Consider the following 23,820-nt stretch of genomic DNA (forward strand, 5'->3'; position numbering starts at 1 on the left):
CCCGAGAAGGGGTGCACTTTGCGTTTCATGGCACTGGTAAATAAGAAAAACAGAAGCCTCCTGCTGCCACTGAGGCCGACTAGTATTGCCTTGCAAACGTAAGCAAGATCACGCCATGAGGTGGAAGGGTCACTTCTTGCTGCCAGCCCTGCACACCATAAATCATCCGGGTATTCATCACCGGCCCGCTTCGAGCGTCCAAATAATGAAGCTCCTCCTCAGTGAGAAATTGAGGGGCGCCAAGTCGGACCCATTCATCAAACACAGATCCGTGTTCGCGATCCAGCTGGTAGCTTGTCATTTTATAGCTCCCAACAAGCCCTTCGAGGTGGATATGGAACCTTTTATTTCCCTTCTCCTCGAATACGGCATATCGATTCGTATCGGACAACTCTGACCAATCTCCACTTGCGAAGAGCTGATCGACATGCACGTAATGGTACAGAAGCAGCTGGACACTGCCGTCGCTGCGCCTTGTCGCGAAATAACCGTCCCCGCGAGCAATGATCTGATCCCCAAGCCTGTGCAGCAGCTCAAAGGCATAGTAGCTTGGCTTCCTTAGCCCCTCCCGACTAATAAGCCCGAATCCCCCGTAGAAGTGGGATGACGGAACAACGCTTTCCTCGAATACGTCTGTAAAAGACCAGAAGGCCAATCCCTTCATTGTACCAAGCGTCGTGAGCGCATGATAAATAACGAACGGGGCCATAAATGCCGTATCATGCACCAGATTGCGGTCATACAGCGAGAAGTTCCACTCAGTCATGAACAGTTCCACATCGCGATAAGGCGTAACCGAGAGCTTGGTTTTCAATCGTTCAATGCTCTCCATATAAAAGGACGGCGGCATGATCGTGGTCAGGCGATCGTTCTCCTCCTTCTGGAAAGGGTACTCCGAATACACATGGAAGGAGAAAAAGTCGAGCGGCACCTCATGATCACTGCAATGCGCCAAAAACTCCTCTGCCCAGGTATCGTTCCATAACGAACCGTAGCCAAGAGCAGGTCCACCGACCTTAAGCTCCGGTGAGATGGACTTAATCGCCTGCGCCGTCGATTCATAGAACGCAAAGTATTCCTCCTTCGTCCCTGCCCAGCACACGCCGGACAGATCGGGCTCGTTCCATACTTCAAAGTACCAGCGGCTCACCTCGTCCCAGCCATAGCGGTTCAAGCAGTGTCGGACGAAGGCCTGAATCAGAGCATCCCATTTGGCCTGCTCTTTAGGTGGGGAAATGCATCCCTTCCACCAAAAGACCGTTTCATTCGACCTTCTCAACAGGCTCGGCATAAACCCAAGCTCGACAAACGGCCTTACGCCCTGCTGAAGCAAATAATCATACAGCTTGTCCACGTAGGACCAATTGTAGATCGGCGTACCGTCAGCCTCCTCGCCGTATACCATCATTTCATCATTAAAGATGCCGTGGAAGCGAATATATTGAAAAGGGAATCGGCGCTGCATCATGCTGAACTGGTATCGCCAGTCCTCTCTTAATCCCTCTACCGCCCGCCCTGCCGTCGTGACGACGTTCCAGTGCTTATCGAAAGGCGCGCTCTGCTCATTCGCATGAACCATTACGTTCACCGTCGTTGAAGCAGCGGCTGATAAAGTTCCCGGCACCGGGGAAACGGGCCTGGACTCAGTTCCCTCGTCCGAATGGAGATGAAGGTAACGATACAGTGAAGACATTGCCTGAATCGTATCAGTCTCATAATAGTCTCCGCTGGATGACTCTTCATAGGTTAGCGGCTTTCGATCTGGATCCGGCAGATCGGTCAGGGCGAAAGATTCACGATATGCGCTCGGCGTGCTATTGTATTTTTCCTTGAAATATTTATTGAACAGCTTAACGTTAGCAAAGCCGCAGTCTAGCGCAATTTCCGTGATGCTCTTGGCCGTATTAGCCAATTCTGCCTGTGCTTTCTCGAGACGGACAAGCGTCAAATACTTTTGAAAGGGGATGCCGATTTTGTCGCTGAAGAAATGCGAAAAATAATGCAGGCTTAAATGCTCCTGATCCGCCATCGTCTGAAGCGTAATTTTCTGGTTAAAATGCTGATCGATGTACTCGAGCACCCGATTCAGCCGCTTGTAGTCATACGACTTCGTATCTTCCTCGACAGCCTCGTTAGTTCCTGATGAGAGATAGCGCAGCAGATGGCCGCACAGCATCTGCAGACACCCCAGGGTGTAGCTGCGAAAGCCGCTTGCCTTCTTGTTGATCTCATAGACCATCTTCGCCAAATAATGGCGGATGACATCATAGCTGCCGCGATTCTCCTCCGTCTGCGTACTGGAATTGCAATGAATAAACGCGTTCGTATCGAGCCACTCCGGGCCGAATTGCAGCGTTAGCAGCACGTTATCCTCGTTCGTACGCTCAATCTTGTGCACGGACATGCTATTGATGACAATGATATCGTCCTGATGAAGGAAATATTGGCGCTGATCCGTATACATGACCACCGAGCCTTGAAGAACATAAATAATTTCAATCTCTTTATGCCAATGGAAATGGATATGCTTCACGCTGTTTACGAATAATTTGATAGGCAAATCGTCTTGATGCTGTATAAACTCGTATAAGTAACGGATAATCAAGCTCCCCCTTTCCATACTTTATTATGTGATTGAGCGTCCAGGAAATTCAAGGAGCCTTCTTCTTCATCTGAATAAAAAACTAATTCCAGTTCAGGAAACTTATACATGAGTCTCCGGTTGCCGGAATAATTGAAAATAAGGATCCTCGTCAAAGCGATCTTTGGATGAAAGCAGGCAATTCAGCAACTCAATTGTAACCGCTTTCTCTATAATGTAATGTAGGAGTTCCTTCACGGACTCCCGATAACTAATGAATGACTGCCTCGAAGCAGTCCAGGAAAGGGAGGATGCTATGTCCCGTTTTAAGCATGGCAAGAAGATCGAGGTGGCCCTCGTCGCGCTTCTCATGTGCACGCTGCTCATCCCCTTCTCGCAAGCCCAGGCTGGCGGATCAACGCTGGCCATGGAGCAATCATTCCCAAATGTCTCCAATGGCTGGGCTAAGGTAGAACGCTGGAAGGACAGTAATCCCATGTTCACAGCGGAACAATATCCCCCAGATGGCCGAGGAGATCAGAATGGACAGCGGCTCACCTTCTTCGGAGGCGTTGGCCAGCCCCATTCAAGCCGCTTCTTGCTGTACTATGCACCACGATATGACACCAATGCAAAATCCACACCCGTTCTGCTCGTCCATGGTGCTAACGACAATGCCGACCGGGCTTGGGCTAACCCAAATGAGTTCGGGCCGAATACATGTGGAGCTTCCTCATGCCCGAGCACAGGCCTGATGCAGCAGCTTGTCAGCCAAGGATATAAAGTATTTGCAATCGGATTCGGCCACAAGCATGGAGACAATTACTATGCCGCCGAGCACATCCAAAATGCCATCCACATTATTAAGCAAATAACGGGTGCCAGCAAAGTTGATGTTGTCGCTTGGAGCAAAGGGGCCTTCGCCTCGCGGATGTATGCTTCCTCCGTAGCGAAAGGCGGAGGAACTTCGTATGCCAATGATATTCGAAAGCTTATTCTCATTGGCAGTCCGAATAAAGGAACGGACTTTATATTCAGGCACGGATGGACCTTCAATTATGGAATCATTCCGGAATGCGGCGGCAATGTCAATGCCCCTTCTCCCCACACACAAATGATCTGTTATGGCATCTGGCGCAATCATCCCGAGCTGTCCATATACAGCACATCTCAAGGCAACTATTTCCCCGGGCAAAAGCAAATGTTGGCGAAATGGGATACTACGTACCCGCTTCCAGCGTCTGAGCAAGATTGGTATACAACCTATTATGGCGGTACGGGATTCTTCACGAAGGGAGATGGGATCGATTCCGCAATCCAGCAGGGTTCGCTCGTTAACAAACTTATAGGCTCTGGCATACCAGGTACAATTGCCACTTACCTGCTGTCTGGCAATGAAAACAACATTCCGAACGTGCACAATGAGCATACAGGGCCTAGTGATGGAGTGGTATTCGTGAACAGTGCTTCCGCAACAGATGGAATTGGAACTGTCGCAGGAAATGTTACCTTGAAGCTCAATCACTTAAAACTAGCCTGGGCTCCGCAATCCGTAAATGCCATCGAACAATGGCTCAATGCAACTCCTTAATACAAAAAAATTAATAATTAGTAAAATTATTGAATTTCTTCCCAAAATGATTGTATGATAGGAGTGAAAGTATACCAATTGATAGATGGGAGGATTTGAATGAAAAAGATTTTGCTTGTTATGCTTCTGTTGACGTTGTTCGTTCCTACTACCGTTGGCGCGTTGGGTCAAGATGATGAAGCACAGTTGGATCGCGTGTTAGGGGTATACCCTGATGTGACGAAGGAACAGCTCTTGTCCGAAATTGATTACGCTTCCCGTGTTACAAATCAGCCACGCAACGTCATCATCCAACAGTTGTACAAGGAGCTCAGCTCCAAGAGGCTTTCCCCGCAGATGAGCATCGCCTCAGGGGACAAAGGTCAAGGAGCTTATCAGCTCGCCTCTTCCAGCAAAGGCGATGTGTTCTTCGAGACCGCTTCGACGATCGGCATCCCTCACGGCCATGTAGGCATCTACTACACACCGGATTATATCGTCGAGTCTGTCCCTAGCACAGGAGTCCGCAAAGTAAAGCTTATTGATAAGCGAGTAGATAGCGGCTCCAAGATTCTCACCCTCAAGAACGAATATGCCAACGCAACAGTGCGCTCCCAAGCTGCTGACTGGGCAAATGGCCGCATCGGTGAAAAATACTCCTACAATTTTGCTACGAATCGTCTTACCTCATGCTCCGGCGACAAGAACTGCTCCAAGTTAGTATGGTGCGCCTTCAAGGAGAAAGCCAACATCGATATTGATAGAGATGGCGGACTCGGTGTATATCCTGTCGATATTCGCGACTCATCCATGTTCACAACATTAAGAAGCTACTAATTTGTTCGGAACGGAGATGAGAAGCTTGAAGACCTCGAATCATGCTATGTTACGCATCCTTATCTTTACCGTCTTCCTAGTCATTTCCTCTCTTCTCATCTCTTGTTCTCAATCGTCTCTACAAGACAATGATACCAAGCTGAATAACCCTCCCGTCGCCCTTGTCTACTACTCAACTTCCTTATCTCAGGAAATCATCGGCGGCGGGAACTCTCACTTCTTGTCTATCGACAAGGACGGGAGCATTCAGACTCGGAACGGAGATGGATTGGAATGGAATGCCCCTATTCAGCTTCAGGACTCGAACCGCATTGTCATCCAAGCAAGAGAGAAGGTCCATGTGCAGCAAGGCAAGGGATCTGAGGATACATATTCTTCACGATGTAGAGTAAGCGCAGGGTATAGACAGATGTCGGGCTACTTAACCTCGAGCAAGTTGTATTACGCTTTGTTCAACAAAGGGATTGACACCCATGACAACTATATATCTACCATCCGCTGGGGAGATGCGCAGCACCATAATTGCGCGGATATTCCAGAGTTTGTTGAGGCGCAGGGCAGTGACGAGGATCTTATCTATGTATTAACCTCTGATCATGCCTCTCTGAAAGGGCTAAACCTAGTTGTGATGGAGCTAGAGGGAACCAAGCTCCAACAAACGAAATATCCTCTAAAGGACATCTATACAGGCTCTCTCATCGTGCAATCGAAGATGGTTTCCACACAAAATAATATGTACGTGGTCTTCTCAACCCGAGATGAGCACAATCGTATCCATCTTCAGCTTATGGAAATTGATAAGTCCACACATACGGCAATAACCTATTCGCTTCATACATACGGAGAAGAGCCGGACAATGCATACTTTTCGCTTAGCGCCAATAGTATCGGCGTTGTGGATAAGATGCTCTATTATGTAGACGGCTACGGTACAATTTTCTCGTTCTCACTGGATACGAAGGCTTCTGTGAAGTCCAACACCCTTGCCAAGTTCCAGCGGTCATCCAATGTAAACGATGCAATGGGCTATGTATATGGAACTTTCTATTATCTGTTCCGCTATGATGACGCCGACCAAGTACATAAGATTGAACAATACCAATTGTCGGATGGCAAATTGCTAAAAAAGCTTCCTATTCCTAACCTGCCTTCGAAACTCTCCTCTGGCGTCTACTTATATGATTTTCAAATGCTCACCAATCTGTAAATGCCCTCGCGGGCTGCCTTCATCTTCATCCAAGACGAGGCAGCCTTTTTCTCTTGAACGAGATCTCCCTCCTCACTCACCCCACTTACCGTAATTTACCTATAGAAATTTACTTAAAATTAAATGTTTAATAGATTGAATGAGCACAACATCATTATTTTTCCAACCTATTCAGAAGGGAGGTGTCTAGGCGTTCAACCGCGTAGAAGCAGACCATAGCATCGCAAAATATAACAGCAGGGGTGGACTAGCATGGTAACACAGAAGAAGTGGATTTCACGCATCGTCAATATGTCGCTGCGGGTAAAGCTCCCACTGTTAATCAGCACGATGGTAGTAGCTATGTTGATTGGAACGAGTATAATACTGTACTGGTTCAGTTCTGACATTCTCTTGAAGGAAAGCAAAAATAGTTTGACTATGAACGCCAACCGCATCGGCGAAGGATTATGGTCTTCCGTAAAGCTGGAAGAACAGTCCGTATATTTGGCCTCAATACATGGAACATACCGCTCATTGCTGGATCTTCGAGCAGCGTCGTCTATGGACGATGCTCACTTTTTTTCGAAGGACAATTCCTTGTTCAACGAAGCAAATAGGCTGCTGACCCAAAGCTTCCAAGGCAGTACGGGCACGGAATCCTATCAGCTCATTGATAAGAACGGTATCGTCATTGCAAGCTCCACTCCGGAAGCAATCGGGCAAAGCCGCGCAGATCGCGCCTATTTCCAGGCTGCCATGAAGGGAACGCCGACCATAAGTGATGCTTTAACTTCGAAGAGCACCGGAAGCCAAATCGTCGTATTCGCTCAACCGATATCAGCGCACGACTCGAAGGTAGCCGGTGTCTTTATTTCGACAGTCAACACCTCTTTCTTCGTGGAGCAGTTGAAGCAAATGGCCGGCGATAAAGTAGGCACTATTATTATTACGGACCGCTTAGGCCATACGCTCTTCCATTCACAGGATAAGACTGCGACTGGAAAACAGATCCAGTCCAATAAGCTAAAAGCGATTTTCCAAGCTTCCGGAAACAAGGATATTGTTCGCGGTAATCTTGACGATGCCGATCAATATGTTCTCTATTCGAAGATACCAGGAGCAGAATGGACTGTATTCTCGTTCGACAGTTATGCGAACATTAAGCGCCCACTCGATCATTTGTTTATGAACATATCAATTATAACGCTTGGCGCTCTGCTGCTGTCCGTAGCTGCTGGCTTACTTATCTCGCTTTCCATAACGCGGCCAATAGGCAGATTAACAGAATCGTTCAAGAAGCTGGCTTCCGGCGATCTCACCGTCGCTGCTACAGGAAGCTATAAGAGTGAATTCAAAGACCTGGCAGACAGCTTCACGGTCATGGTGGAACAAAATAAAAACTTGATTGGCCACATGAACCGCTCCATTGCACAGTTGAATACAAATACAGACGAATTGGACGCTGCTTCCAAACAAACGAATATATCCATTCAGGAAACTTCGATCACCACGATGGAAATCGCAAAAGCGATGGAATCTCAATCGTTCGATACTGAACATATTGTTAATCAATTCAGTGATCTTGGTGACAAAATCGCAGTCGTTAACCAATTGTCGTCGGCAGTTAAGGAGCGTACGGACTCTATTATTGACGTCTTCCATACCGGAAATGAAGTTATCAACCAGCTCATCCGGGCCCATGATGACAGCGAGAAAGAGGTCAGCTCCATTGCGACCATAACCACCAAGCTAGAGGCAAGCTCGATCAGCATTGCTTCGATTACAGAAGCGATCGGTAAAATCGCCAAGCAAACGAACCTACTAGCACTGAACGCATCGATTGAAGCCGCTCGCGCCGGCGAGCATGGCCGAGGATTCGGTGTCGTTGCTTCCGAAGTCAGACAGCTCGCAGAACTGTGTGCGCAGCAGTCTAGCGACATTGAGGAAATCATTACGAATAATCTAAGCTTGACCAAGGAGGCGAACGATTCCGTACGCAGTCTCCAAAACGTATCCACTCAGCAAGATCAATATGTCGACCAGACAAAACAGGCATTCGAAGTAATCCTGAATAATGTCATGGATATCACCAAACAGATTAAAGACATGGCCCATGAGATCGATATTATGAAACAGAACAAAGATGACGTTATGGAGCTCGCACAGAACTTATCCGCCTCTGGCGAAGAAGTATCGGCTTCCGTTGAGGAGGTTACTTCGACCATTCAAGTACAATCAGCTATGGTGCAGCAATTGTCCTCGATGATTGAGGAAATTGACAGTCTTACCAAGCAGCTGAAGGAAGCTTCTTCGAAATTTAAAACCGAATAGCATGCAAAATGGGGCTCCCAAAAGTCATTTGAAATGACTTGGGACGCCCCTTTCTTTATTTCTTCATGACTCAAGTGTTCACCGTGCCCATTTACCGTAATTTACCTATATAAAAACAATTAAATATTTCCGTTTAATAGATTAACAGACTTCTGATCATATTTTGCCAAATAGTTGGAAGGAGGCATATACAGAGATGGAAAAATCGGATTTACATAGGAGTCATAGGAACATATTTTGTACATCAGGGGTGAGACGAGGATGATAAAATCTAAGAAGTGGGGCATTCGCATCGGGAATATGTCACTGCAAGTAAAGCTTCCGTTGTTAATCAGCACCTTGGCGGTATGCATGTTGATTGGAACTAGCTCCATATTGTACTGGTACGGGTCCGACATGCTTTTGAAGGAAAGTAAGAACAACATGATTTTGAATGCCAACCGTATCGGTGAAGGGTTATGGTCGTCCGTGCAACTGGAGGAGCAGTCCATTTATTTGGCGTCTATTCATCAGACATACCTCTCCTTGCTGGAGCTTCGGGCGGAGCATTCCTTAAAGGATGCCGATTTTTTCTCTGAACGAAATCCGCTTTTCACGAAGGCGAATAAGCTGATGGCGGATAGTCTCAAAACGAGCTCGGGCAGTCTCATCGATAAGAACGGCATCATCATTGCGAGTTCGAACCGAGATAACATTGGAAGCAGCCGCACGGATCGGGCCTATTTCCAAGCGGCAATGAAGGGACAAACGTTCATCAGCGAGTCGATTGTATCCAAAAGTACCGGCAGTCAGGTGGTTGTGTTCGCACAACCTATCCTGGGGGATGGCGCGAATGTTGAAGGTGTGTTTATTATGACTGTAAACACCTCGTTTTTTGTAGACCAACTGAAGCATGTGGACGACAATGGGCAAGGAAGCACCTTGGTCTTGGATCGGGAAGGCCGAACCATCTTCCACTCAAGCAATAAATCGGCAATTGGGCAGATGGTAGAATCCGACAAGTTTAATAAAGTCGTTCAGACTCCGGTTAAGGGGCAAATATCCCGAGGAGGTATCGAGGATCCGGAATACTTTATCCGTTATTCCAAAATTCCGAAAGCAGATTGGACAATTGTGGTGCAAGACAGCTATGTGAACATTAAGAAACCACTAAATGATCTATTCACCAAAATATCGATCATTACGCTTGTTGCCCTATTGATATCCTTGACGGTGGGTATCCTCATCTCACGTACAATTACGCGGCCAATCGCAAGACTAACCGACTTGTTCAAGACATTGGCGTCCGGCGATCTTACCGTTGCCGCAACAGGCAACTACAAGAGTGAATTCAAAGACTTGGCGGATAGTTTCACCGTCATGGTTGAACAAAATAAGAGCCTGATTTCCCAAATGAATCACTCAATCGAGCATTTGAACACAAGCACAAATGAATTGGATACCGCCTCCAAGCAGACGACGATATCCATTCAGGAAACATCGATTACGACCATGGAAATCGCCAAAGCTATAGAGTCCCAAGCACTTGATACCGAGCAAATTGTAAATAAGTTCGGTGATCTCGGGGATAAAATTGCAGTTGTCAATCAATTGTCATCTGCTGTGAAGGATCGGACGGATTCCATTATTGAAGTCTTCCATAGTGGAAATGAAGTCGTGAATCAGCTTATTCATACTCATGGTGACAGTGAACAGGAAGTTGCTTCAATCGCAGCCATCACGACCAAGCTGGAGGAAAGCTCATTGCGCATTGTCTCCATTACGGAAACCATCGGCAAGATTGCAAAGCAAACGAACTTGCTCGCGCTTAACGCATCGATAGAAGCCGCACGAGCCGGGGAGCACGGCAAAGGATTCGGCGTTGTCGCTTCCGAAGTAAGACAATTAGCGGAGCTATGTGCCAAGCAGTCAAGCGAGATCGAGGAAATCATCACAGACAACCTAAGCTTGGCGCAGGAGGCAAATGGATCAGTAAGAAGCCTTCAACATGTGTCAGCCAAGCAAAATCAATATGTAGACGATACGAAGCTGGCGTTTGAAGCCATTTTGAACAACGTTGTTGACATCACTGAACAAGTCAAGGGCATGGCCTACGAAATGGACAACATGAAGCGAGGCAAAGAGGACGTTATGGAACTGGCTCAGAACTTGTCCGCTTCTGGCGAAGAAGTGTCTGCTTCCGTTGAGCAGGTAACCTCTACGATTCAAGTACAATCGGCTATGGTGCAGCAATTGTCCTCGATGATTGAGGAGATTGACAGCCTGACCAAGCAACTGAAGGAAGCTTCTTCGAAATTTAAAACCGAATAGAATCACATCCAATAATAGACCGTTTCCTTGTTAGGAACGGTCTTTTTGCGTACATATTCTCGGTTGGTTACTGCCTAATTCCCCATTTCTTCAGTCCCATTTTATAGAAAAACTCTTCATAAACTCTCCCAAATCTCCGATAAACATCATAATATCTCCCAACTTATATTTCCTTAGGATTAAATACCCTCAACACGATACTCACATTTATCTTGCTAATGGAACACATTCGGCAAGTTTTAGATTCAAAAAAAAGTTGATGTGGTATATTTTCCATTATAGGAGCCAGAATGAGCCAGACACATTTATCAACGTAGAGAGGGTGAGTGGCTATTGCCCCGTCTAATTCTGATGATCAGAAAAAAGAAGAATTGAAAAATAAAATCGAGCGAATTCGCCAGCAATTGCTTAAAGTGGCAACAGAGAGAAAAAGCCTTACCGACGAGAAGGTAATTGTCTTAAGCCAAGAGCTGGATCATCATCTATTAAAGTTCCAGCAGGAAACAAGGAAATGAACGATTTCAGGTAGAGCCTTATGAAATAGTTGGGAGTGCAAGATACGAAACCCCACGATTACACGATGATTGTCTTGCACACACAAAAAGCAGACCACGGATTGCTTGGTCTGCTCCTTGCCAAGGATAATTTCGAAACGGGAGGCCTCGTCTCTATAGTGGTCGGTTTAAGTCCCTAGTCGCTTGACGGTGCACGAACAAGATTGCACAATTCCGTCTTTGCAGTGTCTTTGCGACAAGAAGGCAAGCAATATGGATTCGACTACACAGCGGCGCGCTCTCTTGGCATGTACAGGCGCATGCCATTAGAATGAACAGCCTGCTCCAAATGGCTGCTATTGCTTATTCATACCATTCAAAAACATCATCGTATAGATCGAGGCAACCTCGACATCGGATACGGCGCCATCCGGATTGAACCAGGTGTAACACCAGTTGCAGGCACCAAGGATGCCGAATGTCATCATATCCGCCGGGATATCATTGCGGAATTCTCCGTTCTCCATTCCCTGCTCGATGACGGATTGTAAATTGAACCGGAACTGATCCCGCTTCCCCTTGATTATATTCAAATCATCGCCCGATATATGAATAAGTTCGCGAAAAAATATCCGGGCGCTGGCACCCTTTTCCGCGATTTCCCGAATCATCATGTTGATTACGCCAGACAGCTTCTCCTGACATGATTTATCCAGGCGATCAAAAATGGTTCGCTGTTCCGCTAGTAGATAGTCAATATATTGCAGATGAATATGCGTCAACAGCTGTTCTTTGCTCGTAAAATAATAATAAAAGGTGCCCTTTGTCACGCCGAGCGTGTCGACAATATCTTGAATCGAGGTTTCGCTGAACCCTTTCGATTCGAACAGCGCAATACTGTGTCTGATGATTTTATCCTTCATGGACTGCTCCAAGCGTGATTCTCCCCTCATGTCGAATAATATGTTTCTATGTTAGCTTGAACAATAGAGACATGTAAAGGGAACAAATGGATTTTTCGTATTTCAATCGTTGATACGATTCTTTTATCTGGAGCTCGATTTTTCCCCGGCTTTCTTCCATGCCTCGTCCTGCAATTTGCGCCACAAAATTTTGCCGCTGCCAGTAACCGGAAGCGAAGCGACAAATTCGATAATACGAGGGTATTTATAAGCTGCCATGTGCTCCTGCGCCCAGCTTATCATATCGCCTTCCGACACGTTGCCGCGCTCCCCTTCGCGCAGGACGATGTAAGCCTTGATTTCCTCTCCCTTGCGCTCATCCGGAATGCCAATGACGCATACCTCTTGAATCGCCGGATGCCGATATAGAATCGATTCTACTTCCGTTGGCCATACTTTATATCCCGAGGCGTTAATCATGCGCTTCATTCGATCGACGATGAAGAAGTATCCATCTTCGTCGTACCGCCCAATGTCTCCCGTGCGGAAGAATAATTTTCCTTCCACCTTTACAAAAGCGGCCCGCGTAGCCTCCGAATCATTCCAGTAGCCTTGAAATAACTGCGGTCCGTCTATAATAATTTCTCCTTCTTCCCCCGGCCCTTTTATTTCAAGTGTCATCGGGTCAATGACCCGCGAGTCTACGCCAAAGGCTGGAATGCCAAGACATTGCAGCTTCGGACGATCCAGCGGATTGCAGTGCGTCTGCGCCATCGTTTCGGATAATCCATACCCTTCTACGAATCGCAGTCCCGTAACCTGATAGAGCTTCTCGCCCACGACCTCTGGCAGACCAGTTCCGCCACCGTTAATCAGCATAAGCGAACTCAAATCATACTGAGAAAGTTCAGGGTTGGCTAAAAAGTCAATAATCATCGTGCTGATTCCTGTCCAATACGTACATTTGTGGCGCTCCATTAACATGGCGGCCGTGCTGCGATCCCAACGCGTCATGATGACCATGGCTGCACCGACAAAAATGGGAGCGTGCATGCCATGAATCATTCCGATGACATGGAAGAAGGGAAGTGTCGCCAATCCCCTTGCCTCCGGTGTCAATCCTCCCCAGTAAGCAGATGAAATCACGTTCGCTTGTACGGATTTATGGGTGTGCATACAACCCTTTGGCTTGCCAGTCGTGCCCGATGTATACGGGAGAACTGCCAAATCACTCCCCTTCGTCGTCGGGAAGGAACCCCGATGAACAGTCGCTACTTTCATGGCCTCCGTCCAGGACACAGCTTGTGGGGATATCGATTCAAGACGTGATGCCCTGACGATGTCAGGCACTTCTTCACCCACATTGCTGCAATAATCCGAATAGGTAGCAACAATGATGCGTTCGAGGCAACGATCTGCTAACAACGGTTCGATACGTGAATACAGCTCTTGGCTCACAAAGCCGACTCTTGCATCGCTGTCTTCAATAAGGTAGGAAAGCTCTTCGGTGAGATTCATAGGATTGATAGGTACAACGATAGCACCGGATCGCATAATCGCGTAATAGGAGATAATATACTGAGGACTATTCTGCATATATAACAGCACGCGATCGCCTTGCTCTACGCCGAGATGGAGCAAATAAGCGGCCATCAAATTGACTTCTTTCCATAAGGTTCGATAGGAAATAGAGTTGTTATAATAAATGATTGCCGTCTTATCCGGATAACGGCGGGCAGAAACCTCCAGGTTGTCAGTAAGCGTCGTATCCGGAACTGAAATGGAAACAGGCAATCGCGCGGGCCAATACGCATAATGGGATTGCGTCATCAAAAATCGCCTCCTCATTGCTAACCATTTTGTCATTCAGAACGAATAAAACCGACAAGTGCTACAGACCGTTGAAGGAAGGCTGTCTCTTCTCGACGAACGCCCGAACACCTTCCAGGTGATCCTCGGTCGTGACCATCATAGCTTGCGTAACCCTTTCCCGTTCTAATATATCATCCAATGAGGAAGTCAACGACCGGTCGGCGATTTTCTTAAGCATCCCATACGCCTTAATGGGGCCCTTCGCCAAGCGGGAAGCGTATTCGAGCGCACCCGATTCCAATTGCTCCAATGGATACAGCTTGTTTACGATACCTAAACGGTGGGCATATTCCGCATCGATCGGCTCGGCATTGAATAGCAGTTCCTTGGCGCGATGAATGCCAATGAGACGCGGCAAGAAGAACAATCCCCCTCCATCGGAGATGAGACCGACTTGGGCAAAGCTCATCACAAATTTGGCATCATTGGCTGCAATAATCAAGTCGCAAGCTAACGCAAGATTGAAGCCTGCCCCTGCCGCGAATCCATGCACGACCGCTATCACGGGCTTCTCGATTTCTTTAATGGAATGAACCAGTTCATTCATCATTCCAATATGATCATAGACATTATTCGGCTTTGCGCCGCTCATTGTTGTCACGTCCCCGCCTGCACTGAAGGCGCGTCCCGCTCCCGACAAGCAGATAACTCGAATGTCTGTGTTTCTCTGCGCCTCCTCTAGCGCAGCGATAATCCCCCGAATCATCGAAGGACTGAACGCATTCAGCTTCTCTGGACGATTCAGCTTCAACGACAGAACATGCCCTATCTTTTGTACAAGTAAATGCTCATTGCCCATATCTCAAAGAACCTCCCTATTGTGATGAACCGCAACTCTATCATGCGCAATAATCGTAATCTAGTTTACAGCTTGCCACGTTCAGCTTGCTGCCAAGCGTGTGCAATCAGCGTCTGTACGGTATTGTTGAAACGGCCGAAGCGCTCATCGCTCGTCTGCCCCTTTTTCCAACGGTAGTAAATTTGCTGACAGATAACCGCCAGCTTGAAGTAAGCGAAGGTCAAGTAGTAATGGGCCTCCGATACATCTCGTCCGCTTTTTGACGCATATGCCTCTAGGAATTCGGCACGCGACATGAAGCCCGAGCGAACCGTAAGCGGGACATGCCCTAAGCCGTGCAGCAGTTCAGACGGATCATTCGGTTCGAACCAGTAGCTGAGCGCTGCTCCGACATCCGCCATTGGATCGCCCACCGTCGCCATCTCCCAGTCGAATACGCCGACGATCTCTGTAAGACTGTCGCCTGCGAACATGATATTGTTCAGCTTATAATCGTAATGGATGACGGTCGGTGTCTGCGAATGCGGCAAGAAATCAGCCAGCCATTTTTTGAGTTTCTCTTCTCCTGGGATCTCATCCGTTTTGGCACGCTCATAACGTTCTATCCAGCCATGCACTTGCCGACGCATAAAGCCGTCTGGCTGGCTGATCGCCCTTAGATTCGTTTCACGATAAGGAACTTCATGCAGCTTGGCCAATGTCGAGACCATCGTCTCGGAAATGTCCCTGCCTAGTTGAGGCGTATATTCCACATCCGAAGGAAAGCTTCGATCCAACACGATTCCGTTCCGGCGCTCCATCACGAAGAAAGGACTGCCAATGATTGAGGTGTCGCCGCAGTACAAATACGGACGAGGTGCAAGCGAAAAAAATGGATGCAGTCTCGAGAGAATCGTATATTCGCGCTGCATATCGTGTGCTTTAGGAGCGACTGGCCCCAGAGGAGGACGACGCACTACGGCCTGCCAATCCCCGCTCCGTATCGCGTATGTTAAATTGGAATGTCCCGCCCCGAACTGCTCCACTTCCAATGGGGCTTCCGGAATATCGAGATGCTCACGTAAATGCTCTTCTAGCGCAGCAACATTCAACTCCTCGCCCTTGCGAACGGGAATCGTATCCTGCTGTAATGTCTCTTGCCTGGACGTCATGGTAATTAGACCTCCTTATTGTTTCAAAATAGCTTTACTGGATAAAAAAGGGTGAGATATCTGCCTTTGGATCGCGATTCAGGGACAGTTACATGGCTGTCATGCCGCCATCCACAGTCAGCACCGCACCGGTGATGTAATCGGAAGCCTCGGAGGCCAAGAATACGACGCTCCCCTTCAGATCGCGATCAGATCCGAGCCGTCTCAACGGGGTGAGGCTTACTATTTGTTCCCCTCCGTGTTGAAGAACATCGCGGGTCATCTTGGTCGGAAAAAATCCCGGAGCAATCGCATTGACATGAATGTTGTGCTTGCCCCATTTGACCGCGAGATCCTTCGTGAATGCAATGACCGCGCCCTTGCTCGCGCTGTAGCCGATGGCATCCAACCAGGCCGGATCCGAACCGCCCAGTCCAGCCACGGAAGCGATGTTGATGATTTTGCCGCCGCGCTGCTCAATCATGATCTTCCCAGCTGCCTGTGCCATCAAAAACGTGCCAGTCGCATTGATATCCATTACTTTATTCCAAGCTTCGAGCGGCATGTCGACAGCTGGCGCGCCCCAAGAAGCACCGCTGTTGTTTACCAAAATGTCGAGACGACCGAACTTTTCTGCCGTCTGTTCCACCACACGCCGAACGTCCTCCGGATTTCTAACGTCACAAGCCATCCCATGACATGAGGAGCCTGTATCCTGTTGGATTCGGGCGGCCGTCTCCAAACATGCGTCAACCCTGCGCGAGCAGAGAACGAGATTCGCACCCGCTTCAGCCAAGCCTTGAGCAATTTGCTCTCCGAGTCCTCGCCCGCCTCCAGTTACAATCGCCGTTTTACCCGATAAGTCAAATAATTGCTTGACGTTCACCTTCCATCCCCCATTCATGAAAAGGGTAGAGTCCCGTTCCGTGCCATCTACTCTTTATTGATCTTTTTACATCGTAATCGCTTTCATCTCTTCGTATTTGCGAAGCTCCATTTTGGCGATGGCCGCCTTGTGCACCTCATCCGGCCCATCCGCCAAGCGCAGCGTTCTCGCATTGGCCCAATGCGAGGCAAGCGGGAAGTCTTCGCAGACACCTGCGGCCCCAAGCGCCTGAATGGCCCGGTCAATGACCTGCAGCGCCATATTGGGAGCGACCGCTTTAATCATGGCAATTTCCGCTTTTGCCGCTTTATTTCCGACTGTGTCCATCATGTAAGCCGCCTTAAGCGTCAGCAAGCGGGCCTGCTCGATCTCAATACGCGAGGTGGCAATCCAATCCTGCACAACGCCCTGACGGTCAAGCGTCCTGCCGAATGCAGTACGCTGCCGTACACGCTTGCACAGTACTTCGAGCGCGCGTTCTGCCGCACCGATCAGGCGCATGCAATGATGAATGCGCCCCGGTCCAAGCCTTCCCTGCGCAATGGCAAATCCCTTGCCCGGTTCCCACAGCATGGAATCGAGCGGTATTCGTACGCGATCATACTCAATTTCCGCATGTCCGTGCGGTGCGTGATCGTAGCCGAACACGGGCAGCATGCGCTTGACATTCACACCAGGTGCATCCATCGGCACGAGAATCATAGACTGCTGCTCATAGGCCGGCGCGTTTGGATTCGTCTTCCCCATCACGATTGCCACCTTGCAGCGCGGATCTCCGGCACCGGAAGACCACCATTTGCGTCCGGTTACGACATATTCGTCGCCTTGCCGTTCGATGGTCGCTTCAATGTTCGTTGCATCCGAGGACGCGACATCCGGTTCCGTCATCGAAAAGCATGAACGGATAGTCCCTTCAAGCAGAGGCACAAGCCACTTCTCCTTCTGCTCTCGCGTTCCATACCGCACAAGCACCTCCATGTTGCCCGTATCCGGCGCCGAACAATTGAATACCTCTGGGCCAATAAGGGAACGTCCCATAATTTCGCACAGGGGCGCATATTCTAGGTTGCTGAGGCCTGCACCGTATTGGCTGTCCGGCAGGAACAGGTTCCAGAGACCAGCCCGCTTAGCCTGCTCCTTCATCTGCTCCATGATCGGAGGGATCTCCCATCTGCTTCCGGCCTGACTAAGATACTCCTCATACGTTCGTTCTTGCGGATACACCACATCGTTCATGAATTCCAGCAACGTTTTCCGCAAAGATTCAACCTTCTTGGAATAATCGAAATTCATTGGCATAGCCTCCCTTCACTCAACATACTGACCGGTTAGTATGTTAACGTCATACTTACTATAGATCCATTTTCCAAATTATTCAAGACGATTTTGGGATTGAAACTCTTCTATTTGCATGATCAAAAAAAAAGAAAGCCGCCCACATAAGGGGCGGCAAACCTATTATTTATTGAAATCGTAATTCGGATTAGCCAAAATTGCATTTGTCAACTGCACGAGATCGACATCCGCAACATTGCCTGCGGAGCCCAACAAGTTTTTCAACTCATCGGTTAATTTATTTTTGTTCTCCGTATAGTTATACCCTAAAAAACCAAGGTGCTTCAGTGTAAAATTCGTAAAATCTCCGCCGATAACCTCAATTTCTTTTTTGCCGAAGTTAACATCGGTTAATGTAGTCTCAGTAGTTCCATTATCCGCAATTTTACCTTTAGTCACGTCAATTTTCCCTTTTCCGAGACCGATTGCTTTGAAAGTGAAATGAACCAGTGTACCTTTTTCATTAATGCCGTAATTCTTGCCCAAGCTTGCAGTAATCAATCTTACAGTATCCTCAGCTACCGTTCCATTATGGAATAACCCCATATGGTCTGCCGCTTCTACCTTTACAAGCTGGAAACGCGTTTTATCATATTTCACGTTGAAATCTTCTGCGAAAATGTTCGTCGCATTGTTCAATACGGCTTGTACAGTAAAGGTCTCATTCAGAAATACTTTGTCCTTCGCTGACTCAATATCTATTGTGACTTCTGATGTCTCTTCTGAAGGATAAGGCGTAGCGGAAGCCTCATTTGATTTTTGCCCTTCTCCCTTGTCATTCACAGACGTAATAACATAAAAATAGGTTTTTCCATATACAACGTTAAGATCGCGGTATGTTGTTTCAACCACACTAGCAATCTTTTCATACGGCCCACCCGTTGTTGTTGATCGTTCAACGTTATATCCAAGTGAACCAGCTACTGAATTCCACTTGAGACTCACGCTAGTGCTTTCTGCATTTGCACTAAGTTCCAGTGGTCTCACGCCATAATCATAGAGATTAATTTCACTTATACTTACAGCTTCTTTTGAGTCATTAATTATAATTACTCTATAAATGCCACTCGTTCGAGGAATTTCGATCAAACTTCCATCTTGTTCTAAAGAGATTTTAACAAAATTTTCACCATTTACTTGTATGTACTCTCCATCTTTATTAAGAAAACCAACACTAGCAGAAATATTTTTATTCTTATTATTATATCCAAACAATTTGATCGCGCTGACAGTGGCTGGTTCTTTAAATGCTGATTCTAAAATAGCACGATCCGCATTACCGCCATAAGCTGAAAACCGAAGTCCAGTGTTTATATTCTTATCTGTAAGCCCATTACTTCTAGTGTTTATAGAATTTTCTGGGGTTGAACCTTTAAGAACAAAAATATTCTTGTCCAACAATCCTCCACTAAAATCTGAATCAAATGCAGCAAATCCTTTCTGTGGTACCATCAGCAAAATCAGCAGAAAAGCCAAAGCTGCTAAATACTTTTTCATTCCTTTCACTTCGCTTACCCCCCTATAATTAATGTCCTTCACAATAATATAAATATTCGTATCACTTGTCTAAACAGAAAAACCCACCTTTATTTAATAAAAGTCAAAAAATACATTATTATTTCCCACCCTCTGTATCGAATCCTAAAATTTATGGTTAGTCTATACGATAGATCGATTATATTCATGATAATAACGTAGTCTACTGTTTCAAATCTCCATCTTACAAATTTTTATATATAAAAATTTGTAAGATGGAGATTTGAATACATATGTATTCAACTTATTATCTTTTGCATTGTATTGTTCGACTCCCAGTATTATTTATTTTGCAACATGCTCATCCAGAATGATATAAACAAGCCGCTCCATAAGGAGTGGCAAATATACTATTTATTGAAATCGTAGTTCGGATTAGCCAAAATTGCATTCGTCAACTCCCCACCGATAACCTCAATCTTTTTCGTCGCAATTTTCTTCGGTCAATGTAACCTCAGTGGTTCCGTTATCCGCGATTTTCCCTTTTGTTGCGTTACTGTATCATCGGCTACTGTTCCATTATGGAACAACCCAATATGGTCTGCCGCTTCTACCTTTACAAGCTGGAAACGCGTTTTATCATACTTCACGTTAATATCTTCTACGTAAATGTTCGTTGCATTATCCAATACGGCTTGTATAGTAAAGATCTCATTCAGAATACTTTGTCCTTCGCGGACTCAATATCCAGGGCCAGATGTGGCGTAGCCGAAACGGACGCACTTAAATCGTTACCCCCATTGATTTATGTTCCTCAACCATCTTAGGGAAGAAATATGAGCTGTCCAATTTTTTTACTTATTAACCCAAAATTTACAATATACTCGATTATCATTAAAATGATTTCATTCTTTTTTACAAAAATACGTGAGTCACCAATGTTCCTTCACTTTCTCCGCCCATGAAATTTATTCAACACGTATATTCCGAGTGAATACGATACGATTGTTGAAACCACCATTAGAATAAATGCCCCTGTACTCATATCCTTCCCCCTCCTGTAAAATCTTTCTATATTCTACTTCCCCTGTTGATCAAAATGTGCTAGTCCAAATGAATTGATGTTGAGAATTTCTCAACACGCTGCTTGTTTCCAGCCGCTTTGTTGCAGAATCACAACAAAATTTTAGGTGCCCATGCACTTTTTGCAACATGACTCATAGGATATTCTCATCTCACAATGAGGAGTACAGCTTAAACAATAAGATAAAAGAAGCTCCTAATTTCTATCTTGTCTACATCGGCAGTCTTGTATTAGCTGCACTACTTATTTTAATCCCGGATTTGCCGCTCAACTTCATCACCGTACTCACACAAGCAATAGGCTGCATGCTGATGGTGCCGGTTCTTATCTTCATTATGATTCTAACGAACAACAAGAAGTATATGGGCAAGTATAAAAACAGCCTTTTCACAAACATATGGGGTTGGATGGTGGTTGGTGTACTTACGAGCTTAATTGTAATGTTATTCTATGAGACATTTTGGATGTAACATTGGTAGAATCGTTAACATGGAAGCAGCATATAATACGAAATGAAGCAAACATCAAGTAATACAGAAACACGTAAGAATGAAGTATGCGAAATAAAGTAATAATCATAAATACGCAATCTCAAGAGGTCGAATACTCATTTCCTGCCGTTGTACCGAAGTCAGGTGCAGCGGCTTTGTCACATCTCACTTAGGTTCGGATGGAGACGGGAAGAGAATTTGTAAGAGAAACCGACTTCGGGGAAAGTAACTCTCGGGTGGAATCTTTCGATACAGGTGCGCGTTATGAGGGATGAGTGGTTTCTGTTTTTTATCATATGGATAGATAAGGGGCGAATCATATGGTTACAACGTTTCTCTCAACAGAGCAGCATAAGGACTATGTAACACTGCAATTCGGAATACACAATGTGGCTGGAGAAGATCTGGTCATTTCCTACAGCTCGCAACCCTACGACTTTATCGTCACAGATGAAGTTGGCAAGGAAGTGTACCGTTGGTCGTTGAATAAACTTTTTACCGCAGAAGTAGTCGAACGAACCTTGAACAATGATGAGAAGATGAGCTATGAGGAACGATGGTCTTTTCAAGACCATGAAGACAAGCAGGTGCCGAGAGGCAAATACAAAATTGAAGTCATCTTCCTCATTCACCTGCCTGAGTTAATCGAGCCACAATCTCCTCAGTACCTGTCAATCAGCTCCGAAGTCAGTACCAACATCGATAAGTAGTGGGAAGATGTATTGATTGGAATACCGAAACGATACAGTTATAGCTTGTACAACATAACATCATAATCGCCGAAAACATGATCAATAATCTCATTTACAACATCCCAATCTCCATTAGCCAAACCACAACCGATACCATGCGGCAGAGCAACAGATAATTGGTTCTGTACAGCGTATTCTCGTAACGTAGTCAGGGAGGTTCGTAGCGCCTCATAGTTCGTATATACTCTACTCTTTTGTCTGCCATATTCTAATTGACCGAACAGATTCGCTATATGTCTGGAACCTTCCTGAACGATATGACACTTTCCCAGCAGTTCATCTGGACTGTTATGCTGGGAACAGTACCGCTTATAGCTTGGATACAATGTACTGTATTTGTCCCGCAGCGCCTTCGCTATGCCAGAGCCCATTACCCCTTGGCAGTTCACCTGATGTCCGATAATCAATTCCTTCGCATTCAATAAGTCACCTATGATTATGTGTACTGGCATTCAGCAACTCTCCTTGTCAGTCTGACATATATGCTTTGTTCATTGAACTAAAAAACGCACCATAAGGTATGATACATATTGTGAATGGAAAAATACAAAAATACCCAACCCCATTTCTCTCCTTGAACATATTTCGATCTTAAACAAAAAGATCCCTGCTAAAATAGAGTTAAGCGTTCAAAAAAAGTAACCCTCCACAATGGCAGGTTACTTTTGCTTCTCACTTTTATAGACAACATCCTCTAATCGTTTAACTCTACGAGGAATACTTATCAATTTGCGAATACAATAATAAATACCAAATAGAACTATTATTACGCCCTAAAGATGTATTACGTAGAATTTCCCCCACAACATCTCTGTAGATTCACTCTTAGTGTCTATATTAATTTGGAATAACCAACTATATTTCAACACAAAAATAATCCAGTATAATCCACAAATACTATATACTTGGACAATAATGTATGTTAAGATTAATCATGGTTGGCCAGCCAGAAACTGATTTCTTTTACATCTTGGTATTTCATACACACTACTAGGATCTACATTCAGATTCTGAAATAATGGGAGGCATGAAATATGCAGAGATTAAAGAAACTATCAGCATCAATCGCGCTGGTCGCTTGTTTGATGGTCTTTGGATCAAGTTCGTCGTTTGCACTCCATGGTTGGGGAGATACAATGAGAACAGCTAACGACATGTCAGACGGTTCTTATTACCAGTCTTGGGTACCTCTCGAAAGCTTGACTGACGAAGATTGGTATGTCTATGATAATTCCCACGGACAATGGGAACAAAATTACTATGTATTGTTGACTCCCCCATTTGGTTTGAATTTGCAACTCCAGTACGTTCGAACGGATTATGATAATAATATTATCTCGATTCAATATATAAACCAAAACGGCCCGGGCTTACAAGAGTTTCATAGTGGAACCGTTAAGCCGCGAGAAAAAGCTTTTTATCGAGTAATGCCGGTTGGGCCGAACGATTTCGATCCAAATTCGAAATACAAGTTCGAGTTCAAAAAAACAATTTAAATTTACTTGTTGCAAAAGAGCCGTGGGATTCTTTCCTCAACGGCTCTTGTTTATTTGTTTATGTCGAGCCCTTGCAGCATAAACGATGCAAGCTTTAGAGTATCCCACGTTATATAAACTTCTCTTAACTATTTTAATGCTCCTACAAACGTTCTCTTTCCACCACCCAACATATAATATTTTATAAATTATTTCTATTTCTATCAGTAAATGGGTCCATATGTTTAGACAATCCCTATTTATACCCGGTAATATGTCCATATATTAATCATTTGAGGAGATCGA

At 45.9% G+C, this 23,820-nt stretch carries 19 protein-coding genes; 9 read left to right on the forward strand and 10 right to left on the reverse strand.

The window, feature by feature from the left end:
• Positions 1–79 precede the first annotated feature (79 nt).
• Positions 80–2,605, reverse strand: coding sequence for a GH39 family glycosyl hydrolase (locus tag AZ66_RS09370; RefSeq protein ID WP_331436892.1), 2,526 nt, complete (start codon positions 2,603–2,605; stop codon positions 80–82).
• A gap of 292 nt (positions 2,606–2,897) precedes the next feature.
• Between AZ66_RS09370 and AZ66_RS09375 the strand changes: the two genes are divergently transcribed.
• The 6 genes from AZ66_RS09375 to AZ66_RS09400 all read left to right on the forward strand — a co-directional run bounded on the left by AZ66_RS09375 (position 2,898) and on the right by AZ66_RS09400 (position 11,333).
• Positions 2,898–4,172 (forward strand): esterase/lipase family protein, encoded by a 1,275-nt coding sequence (locus AZ66_RS09375; RefSeq protein ID WP_052648450.1) that lies wholly within the window; start codon positions 2,898–2,900, stop codon positions 4,170–4,172.
• A 99-nt stretch (positions 4,173–4,271) separates the two neighbouring features.
• Positions 4,272–4,988, forward strand: coding sequence for a YiiX/YebB-like N1pC/P60 family cysteine hydrolase (locus tag AZ66_RS09380; RefSeq protein WP_044354613.1), 717 nt, complete (start codon positions 4,272–4,274; stop codon positions 4,986–4,988).
• Between the two features lie 25 nt (positions 4,989–5,013).
• Positions 5,014–6,195, forward strand: a complete 1,182-nt coding sequence (locus tag AZ66_RS09385) for a hypothetical protein (RefSeq protein WP_231586799.1) — start codon at positions 5,014–5,016, stop codon at positions 6,193–6,195.
• Between the two features lie 252 nt (positions 6,196–6,447).
• Positions 6,448–8,508 (forward strand): methyl-accepting chemotaxis protein, encoded by a 2,061-nt coding sequence (locus tag AZ66_RS09390; protein WP_052648451.1) that lies wholly within the window; start codon positions 6,448–6,450, stop codon positions 8,506–8,508.
• A gap of 261 nt (positions 8,509–8,769) precedes the next feature.
• Positions 8,770–10,818 (forward strand): methyl-accepting chemotaxis protein, encoded by a 2,049-nt coding sequence (locus tag AZ66_RS09395; RefSeq protein ID WP_052648452.1) that lies wholly within the window; start codon positions 8,770–8,772, stop codon positions 10,816–10,818.
• Positions 10,819–11,144: 326 nt separating this feature from the next.
• A complete protein-coding gene (locus AZ66_RS09400) occupies positions 11,145–11,333 on the forward strand; it encodes an aspartyl-phosphate phosphatase Spo0E family protein (protein WP_044354614.1) in 189 nt (62 codons plus the stop codon).
• Between the two features lie 335 nt (positions 11,334–11,668).
• Here the strand turns inward: AZ66_RS09400 and AZ66_RS09405 are convergent, their stop codons facing one another.
• The 8 genes from AZ66_RS09405 to AZ66_RS33735 all read right to left on the reverse strand — a co-directional run bounded on the left by AZ66_RS09405 (position 11,669) and on the right by AZ66_RS33735 (position 20,434).
• Complete coding sequence (locus AZ66_RS09405) at positions 11,669–12,235, reverse strand: TetR/AcrR family transcriptional regulator (RefSeq protein WP_044354636.1); 567 nt, start codon at positions 12,233–12,235, stop codon at positions 11,669–11,671.
• A 123-nt stretch (positions 12,236–12,358) separates the two neighbouring features.
• Entirely contained in the window at positions 12,359–14,044 is a 1,686-nt protein-coding gene (locus tag AZ66_RS09410) for a long-chain fatty acid--CoA ligase (RefSeq protein ID WP_044354615.1), read from the reverse strand.
• A 61-nt stretch (positions 14,045–14,105) separates the two neighbouring features.
• The gene (locus tag AZ66_RS09415) at positions 14,106–14,885 is read right to left on the reverse strand and encodes an enoyl-CoA hydratase/isomerase family protein (protein ID WP_044354616.1); all 780 of its coding nucleotides are present in this window, start codon (positions 14,883–14,885) and stop codon (positions 14,106–14,108) included.
• A 65-nt stretch (positions 14,886–14,950) separates the two neighbouring features.
• Positions 14,951–16,036 carry a phosphotransferase family protein gene (locus tag AZ66_RS09420; RefSeq protein WP_044354617.1) on the reverse strand — a complete coding sequence of 362 codons (1,086 nt, stop codon included), beginning with the start codon at positions 16,034–16,036 and terminating at the stop codon, positions 14,951–14,953.
• Positions 16,037–16,124: 88 nt separating this feature from the next.
• Positions 16,125–16,901, reverse strand: coding sequence for an SDR family oxidoreductase (locus AZ66_RS09425; RefSeq protein ID WP_044354618.1), 777 nt, complete (start codon positions 16,899–16,901; stop codon positions 16,125–16,127).
• Positions 16,902–16,967: 66 nt separating this feature from the next.
• Positions 16,968–18,194, reverse strand: a complete 1,227-nt coding sequence (locus AZ66_RS09430) for an acyl-CoA dehydrogenase family protein (RefSeq protein WP_044354619.1) — start codon at positions 18,192–18,194, stop codon at positions 16,968–16,970.
• A gap of 165 nt (positions 18,195–18,359) precedes the next feature.
• The gene (locus AZ66_RS09435) at positions 18,360–19,733 is read right to left on the reverse strand and encodes a cohesin domain-containing protein (RefSeq protein WP_231586800.1); all 1,374 of its coding nucleotides are present in this window, start codon (positions 19,731–19,733) and stop codon (positions 18,360–18,362) included.
• 482 nt (positions 19,734–20,215) lie between these two features.
• On the reverse strand, positions 20,216–20,434 hold the full coding sequence (locus AZ66_RS33735) for a cohesin domain-containing protein (protein ID WP_442950281.1): 219 nt from the start codon (positions 20,432–20,434) through the stop codon (positions 20,216–20,218).
• A 490-nt stretch (positions 20,435–20,924) separates the two neighbouring features.
• On the opposite strand from AZ66_RS33735, the gene AZ66_RS09445 reads away from it, so the two are divergent.
• Together AZ66_RS09445 and AZ66_RS09450 are read left to right on the forward strand one after the other, a co-directional pair.
• Positions 20,925–21,266 (forward strand): divalent metal cation transporter, encoded by a 342-nt coding sequence (locus AZ66_RS09445; protein WP_044354622.1) that lies wholly within the window; start codon positions 20,925–20,927, stop codon positions 21,264–21,266.
• Positions 21,267–21,607: 341 nt separating this feature from the next.
• Positions 21,608–21,997 carry a BsuPI-related putative proteinase inhibitor gene (locus tag AZ66_RS09450; protein WP_021262187.1) on the forward strand — a complete coding sequence of 130 codons (390 nt, stop codon included), beginning with the start codon at positions 21,608–21,610 and terminating at the stop codon, positions 21,995–21,997.
• 38 nt (positions 21,998–22,035) lie between these two features.
• On the opposite strand, the gene AZ66_RS09455 is transcribed toward AZ66_RS09450, so the two are convergent.
• A complete protein-coding gene (locus AZ66_RS09455) occupies positions 22,036–22,491 on the reverse strand; it encodes a macro domain-containing protein (RefSeq protein ID WP_021262188.1) in 456 nt (151 codons plus the stop codon).
• A 582-nt stretch (positions 22,492–23,073) separates the two neighbouring features.
• On the opposite strand from AZ66_RS09455, the gene AZ66_RS09460 reads away from it, so the two are divergent.
• A complete protein-coding gene (locus AZ66_RS09460; RefSeq protein ID WP_044354623.1) occupies positions 23,074–23,535 on the forward strand; it encodes a hypothetical protein in 462 nt (153 codons plus the stop codon).
• The last annotated feature ends 285 nt before the right edge of the window (positions 23,536–23,820 follow it).

Origin of the sequence: Paenibacillus sp. E194 (assembly GCF_000935845.1) — a bacterium.
GTDB classification, from domain to species: Bacteria; Bacillota; Bacilli; order Paenibacillales; family Paenibacillaceae; genus Paenibacillus_B; species Paenibacillus_B alvei_B.